General features: G+C 61.2%; 3 protein-coding genes and 1 pseudogene. 2 read left to right on the top strand and 2 right to left on the bottom strand.

Annotation, left to right across the window (positions count from 1 at the left end; all coding sequences use genetic code 11):
- Positions 1-51 precede the first annotated feature (51 nt).
- Positions 52-981: a 1,2-phenylacetyl-CoA epoxidase subunit PaaA gene (gene paaA, locus PFH44_RS24220; RefSeq protein ID WP_041145264.1), complete on the bottom strand. Its 930-nt coding sequence runs from the start codon at positions 979-981 to the stop codon at positions 52-54.
- A gap of 285 nt (positions 982-1266) precedes the next feature.
- Here paaA and paaZ point away from each other — a divergent pair, with 285 nt between their 5' ends.
- Complete coding sequence (gene paaZ, locus PFH44_RS24215; RefSeq protein ID WP_283826406.1) at positions 1267-3312, top strand: phenylacetic acid degradation bifunctional protein PaaZ; 2046 nt, start codon at positions 1267-1269, stop codon at positions 3310-3312.
- A 176-nt stretch (positions 3313-3488) separates the two neighbouring features.
- Complete coding sequence (gene tynA, locus PFH44_RS24210; protein ID WP_045855134.1) at positions 3489-5756, top strand: primary-amine oxidase; 2268 nt, start codon at positions 3489-3491, stop codon at positions 5754-5756.
- Positions 5757-5837: 81 nt separating this feature from the next.
- Here tynA and PFH44_RS24205 read toward each other — a convergent pair.
- Positions 5838-6017: pseudogene (locus PFH44_RS24205) on the bottom strand (alcohol dehydrogenase); the annotation flags it as partial.

The raw sequence follows: 6017 nt of genomic DNA, 5'->3' as shown, positions 1-6017 counted from the left end.
CGGACAAAACCTTCATATAACGGCCAGTAAACGTTGCTCATGTGGTGCTCCTTACGCCGCGTCGCGGGAGTGTTGTTTTTGCGCGTGGGCCAGCGCGGCTTCCCGCACCCAGGCCCCCTCTTCCCAGGCTTTACGCTTGGCGGCCAGCCGTTCATGGTTGCAGATCCCGCGGCCGCTAATGACCTCGTTCAGCTCCTGCCAGTCAATCTCGCCGAATCGATAGCGGCCGCTGGCCTCATCGAAGCGCAGCTCGGCGTCCGGGACGGTCATCCCGAGGAGCTCGACCTGCGGCACGGTGTTGTCGACAAAGCGCTGGCGCAGCTCATCGTTGGAGTGCAGCTTGATCTTCCACGCCATGCTGCGCGCGCTGTTGGGCGAGCTGTCATCGCTGGGGCCAAACATCATCAGCGCCGGCCACCAGAAGCGGTCGATCGCGTCCTGCAGCATCCGCCGCTGCTCGTCGCTGCCCTGGGCCAGCACCATGCAGGCTTCAAATCCCTGGCGCTGGTGGAAGCTCTCTTCCTTGCAGATTTTGACCATCGCCCTGGCGTACGGACCGTAGGAGGTGCGGCACAGCGCCACCTGGTTGACGATGGCAGCGCCGTCCACCAGCCAGCCGATCACGCCGATATCCGCCCAGCTCAGCGTCGGGTAGTTAAAAATAGAGGAGTACTTCATCCGCCCGTCGAGCATCTTCTGATAGAGATCTTCCCGGGCGCAGCCGAGGGTTTCCGCCGCGCTGTACAGATAGAGGCCGTGGCCGGCCTCATCCTGCACCTTAGCCAGCAGGATCGCCTTACGGCGCAGCGTCGGCGCGCGGGTGATCCAGTTCCCTTCCGGCAGCATGCCGACAATTTCGGAGTGCGCATGCTGGCCAATCTGGCGGATCAGCGTCTGGCGGTAGGCGTCGGGCATCCAGTCCTGCGGTTCGATAGCCGTATCCTGCGCGATGCGCTGGTCAAAGCGTTGTTCTTCTGTCACGTCATCACCCTTATGATTCCTGTAAATTAAACAAATCAATTTTTGTGAATCACTTTGTTTTATAAAAGTTACACTCCGGTTAAATAAAACCACAAATTTTGTTTGTTCTTTTTGTGACGATCGCCGCAAAACATTCCACAACCAGCGCAAATACAACAATATACGACACGAGCCCACGACATCATCGATCACAATGTTAATAAATTATTAAATATAGGCTTGCATTTAATGATTCATAAAATAACTATTTATAGATATTTAACGTAACACATCTGGAGATTCGCGATGCAGCAGTTAGCCAGCTACTTATCCGGCGCCTGGCAGACCGGCCGGGGCCGCACCCGTACTATTCACCACGCCATCAGCGGCGAAGCCCTGTGGGAAGTCTCCAGCGAAGGGCTGGATATGGCGCAGGCGCGCCGCTTTGCCATCGAGCGCGGCGGCAAAGCGCTGCAGGCCATGACCTTTATTGAGCGCAGTGCGATGCTCAAGGCGGTGGCCAAACACCTGCTGGAGCACAAGGCCGACTTTTACGCTATTTCGGCGCAAACCGGGGCGACCCGCGCCGACAGCTGGGTCGATATCGAAGGCGGCATCGGCACGCTGTTTACCTATGCGGGACTGGGCAGCCGGGAGCTGCCGGACGATAATCTGTGGCCGGAAGATGAGCCGATCCCGCTATCAAAACAGGGAGGTTTCGCCGCCCGCCACGTGCTGACCTCGAAGTCCGGCGTGGCGGTGCATATCAACGCCTTCAACTTCCCCTGCTGGGGGATGCTGGAGAAGCTGGCGCCAACCTGGCTGGCCGGGATGCCGGCGATCGTCAAGCCGGCCACCGCCACCGCCCAGCTGACCCAGGCGATGGTGAAATCCATCGTTGACAGCGGCCTGGTGCCGGAAGGCGCCCTCAGCCTGATTTGCGGCGGCGCGGGGGATCTGCTCGAGCGTCTCGATAGCCAGGACGTGGTGACCTTCACCGGCTCCGCCGCCACCGGCCAGCAGCTGCGCGTGCACCCGAACCTGGTGGCGAAATCCATCCCCTTCACCATGGAAGCCGACTCGCTGAACTGCTGCGTGCTGGGGGATGACGTCACGCCGGAGCAGCCGGAGTTCGCGCTGTTTATTCGCGAAGTGGTGCGCGAAATGACCGCTAAAGCCGGACAGAAATGTACCGCTATCCGCCGGATCATCGTGCCGCAGGCGCAGGTCAGCGCGGTGAGCGAGGCGCTGATCGCCCGTCTGGGGAAGGTGGTGGTGGGCGATCCGGCGCAGGAAGGGGTCAAAATGGGCGCGCTGGTGAATAGCGACCAGCGCCGGGACGTGCAGGAGAACGTCAATAAGCTGATTGCGGCCGGCTGCGAGATCCGCCTCGGCGGCCGGGCTGACCTCAGCGCCGCCGGGGCCTTTTTCCCGCCAACGCTGCTGTTCTGCCCGCAGCCGGATGAAACCCCGGCGGTGCACGCCATCGAAGCCTTCGGCCCGGTAGCAACCCTGATGCCCTACCAAAACCGCGAGCACGCGCTGACCCTCGCCCGGGCGGGCGAAGGCAGCCTGGTTGGGACGCTGGTTACCGCCAGCGGCGAGCTGGCGCGATCGTTTATTATCGGCGCCGCCCGCTGCCACGGCCGAATTCAGATCCTCAACGAAGAGTCGTCCGCCGAGTCCACCGGCCACGGCTCTCCGCTGCCGCAGCTGGTTCACGGCGGTCCGGGCCGGGCGGGAGGCGGCGAAGAGCTCGGCGGCCTGCGCTCGGTGAAGCACTATATGCAGCGCACGGCGGTTCAGGGCAGCCCGACCATGCTGGCCGCCATCTCCAGACAGTGGGTTCGCGGCGCGCAGGTGGCCGAGGACCGCGTTCATCCGTTCCGCAAATATTTCGAAGAGATCCAGCCCGGCGACAGTCTGCTGACGCCGCGCCGCACGCTGACCGAGGCGGATATCGTCAATTTTGCCTGCCTGAGCGGCGACCACTTCTACGCCCACATGGATAAAATTGCCGCCGCCGAGTCGATTTTCGGCGAACGGGTGGTGCACGGCTACTTCCTGATCTCCGCGGCCGCCGGGCTGTTCGTCGATGCCGGCGTCGGGCCGGTTATCGCCAACTACGGCATGGAAAATCTGCGCTTTATCGAGCCGGTGAAGCCGGGAGACACCATCCAGGTACGCCTGACCTGCAAGCGTAAAACGGTCAAACGCCAGCGCACGGCGGAAGAGAAAGCCACCGGCGTCGTCGAGTGGGCGGTAGAGATATTTAACCAGCACCAGCAGCCGGTGGCGCTCTACTCCATTCTGACCCTCGTTGCCCGCCAGCATGGGGACTTCCCAGCCTGATCTCCCATCGCCCCGGGCCACCTCCTCAACGCCCTGCCCGGGGCATAACTGGCAAATCTGACAAACAACCTGGCAAGAGCAGACAAACGCCCAATGGCCCGGCGCTGATAGCTTAGTGCGACTGAAGCCGACTTTCGCAGCGGCAAGGCATAACACAACAATAAGACGAGGTCACAATGGCAAACGGCTCGATTCTTTCCCCGCGTAAAACGGCTTTGGCCCTGGCTGTCGCCCTGTTTTGCGCCTGGCAAACGCCGGTACTGGCGCACGGTAGCGAAGCGCATATGGTCCCGATGGACAAGACGCTGCAGGAGTTTGGCGCCGACGTGCAGTGGGACGACTATGCCCAGATGTTTACGCTGATCAAAGACGGCGCCTATGTCAAAGTGAAGCCCGGCGCCAAAACGGCCATCGTCAACGGCAAGCCGCTGAACCTGCAGGTTCCGGTGGTGATGAAAGAGGGTAAAGCCTGGGTTTCCGAGACCTTTATTAACGACGTATTCCAGTCCGGCCTCGATCAAACCTTCCAGGTTGAAAAACGCCCCCACCCGCTCAACTCCCTAACCTCGGCGGAAATCAGCGAAGCGGTCACCATCGTCAAAGCGGCGCCGGAGTTCCGCCCGAATACGCGCTTCACCGAAATCTCCCTCCACGAGCCGGACAAGGCGGCGGTGTGGGCCTTTGCGCTGAACGGTACCGCCGTGGACGCGCCGCGTACCGCCGACGTGGTGATGCTCGACGGTAAGCACGTTATCGAAAGCGTGGTCGATTTACAGAACAAGAAGATCCTCTCCTGGAAAGCGATCAAAGACGCCCACGGCATGGTGCTGCTCGACGATTTTGCCAGCGTGCAAAACATCATCAACGCCAGCGATGAGTTTGCCGCAGTGCTGAAAAAGCACGGCATCACCGATACCAAAAAGGTGATCACCACCCCGCTGACCGTCGGCTACTTTGACGGCAAAGATGGTCTGAAACAGGACGCGCGGCTGCTGAAGGTGGTGAGCTATCTGGATACCGGCGACGGCAACTACTGGGCGCACCCGATTGAGAACCTGGTGGCGGTGGTCGATCTCGAGCAGAAGAAAATCATCAAGATTGAGGAAGGTCCGGTGATCCCGGTGCCGATGGAGTCCCGCCCTTACGACGGCCGCGACCGCGTGAAGCCGGCGGTGAAGCCGCTGGATATCACCGAGCCGGAGGGCAAAAACTACACCATCACCGGCGATATGATCCACTGGCAGAACTGGGATTTCCACCTGCGCCTGAACTCGCGCGTCGGGCCGATTTTGTCCACCGTGACCTACAACGACAACGGTAAAAAGCGCCAGGTGATGTACGAAGGCTCCCTCGGCGGGATGATTGTGCCGTACGGCGATCCGGACGTCGGCTGGTACTTTAAGGCCTATCTCGACTCCGGAGACTACGGCATGGGCACCCTGACCTCGCCTATCGTACGCGGCAAGGACGCGCCGGCCAACTCGGTGCTGTTGGATGAAACCATCGCCGACTACACCGGCACGCCGACCACCATCCCGCGCGCCGTGGCGATCTTTGAGCGCTATGCCGGGCCGGAATACAAGCACCAGGAGATGGGTCAGCCCAACGTCAGCACCGAGCGTCGCGAGCTGGTGGTGCGCTGGATAAGCACCGTCGGCAACTACGACTACATCTTTGACTGGGTCTTCCACGAGAACGGCACCATCGGCATCGACGCCGGCGCCACCGGCATTGAGGCGGTGAAGGGCGTGCTGGCGAAGACCATGCACGATCCGAGCGCCAAAGAGGATACCCGCTACGGGACGCTGATCGACCATAACATCGTCGGCACCACCCACCAGCATATCTACAACTTCCGCCTCGACCTCGACGTCGACGGCGAGAACAACAGCCTGGTGGCGATGGACCCGGAAGTGAAGCCGAATACCGCCGGCGGCCCGCGTACCAGCACCATGCAGATTAACCAGTACGCCATCGATACGGAACAGAAAGCGGCGCAGAAATTTGACCCGGGCACCATCCGCCTGCTGAGCAACACCACGAAAGAAAACCGAATGGGTAACCCGGTGTCGTACCAGATAATCCCTTACGCCGGCGGGACGCATCCGGTGGCGACCGGCGCCAAGTTTGCCCCCGATGAGTGGATCTATCACCGCCTGAGCTTTATGGATAAACAGCTGTGGGTCACCCGCTATCATCAGGAAGAGCGCTACCCGGAAGGCAAGTATCCCAACCGTTCGATTCACGATACCGGCCTTGGTCAGTACGCAAAAGATAACGAGTCGCTGGACAACCATGATGACGTGGTGTGGATCACCACCGGCACCACCCACGTGGCGCGCGCCGAAGAGTGGCCGATTATGCCTACCGAATGGGCCCACGCGCTGCTGAAGCCGTGGAACTTCTTCGATGAAACCCCAACCCTGGGCGAGAAGAAGAAGTAGACGCTGCTCTGCTGAAGCAAGACAGCCTGGCGCCGCCGGAGCCCTCTCCGGCGGCGTTTTTGCGTCTCAGCCGCCGCAGGACTAGCTGAAATCAAGCAGGATTTTGCGCTCTCTTCCCTGCCGCTCGCTGGCGACGATAGCCTCCCGCCAGCGCCGAAAAGGCAGCACCTGCGCCGCGGGCATGGCGCTCTGCGGCAGCAGCTGCCAGATGTCGCTAAACGCCGCCCGCCACTCGCCGACGTCCAGCGGCGGCAGGGCCTC

The organism is Klebsiella sp. Ech2A (genome assembly GCF_030078455.1).
Classification (GTDB): Bacteria; Pseudomonadota; Gammaproteobacteria; order Enterobacterales; family Enterobacteriaceae; genus Klebsiella; species Klebsiella terrigena.
The sequence above is the reverse complement of the archived record's forward strand: the minus strand, read 5'-3'. Positions and strand labels throughout refer to the sequence as shown.

Excerpts from the sequence above, each read along its gene's own strand:
- paaZ (WP_283826406.1), top strand. The coding sequence starts at position 1,267 with ATGCAGCAGTTAGCCAGCTACTTATCCGGCGCCTGGCAGACCGGCCGG.
- tynA (WP_045855134.1), top strand. The coding sequence starts at position 3,489 with ATGGCAAACGGCTCGATTCTTTCCCCGCGTAAAACGGCTTTGGCCCTG.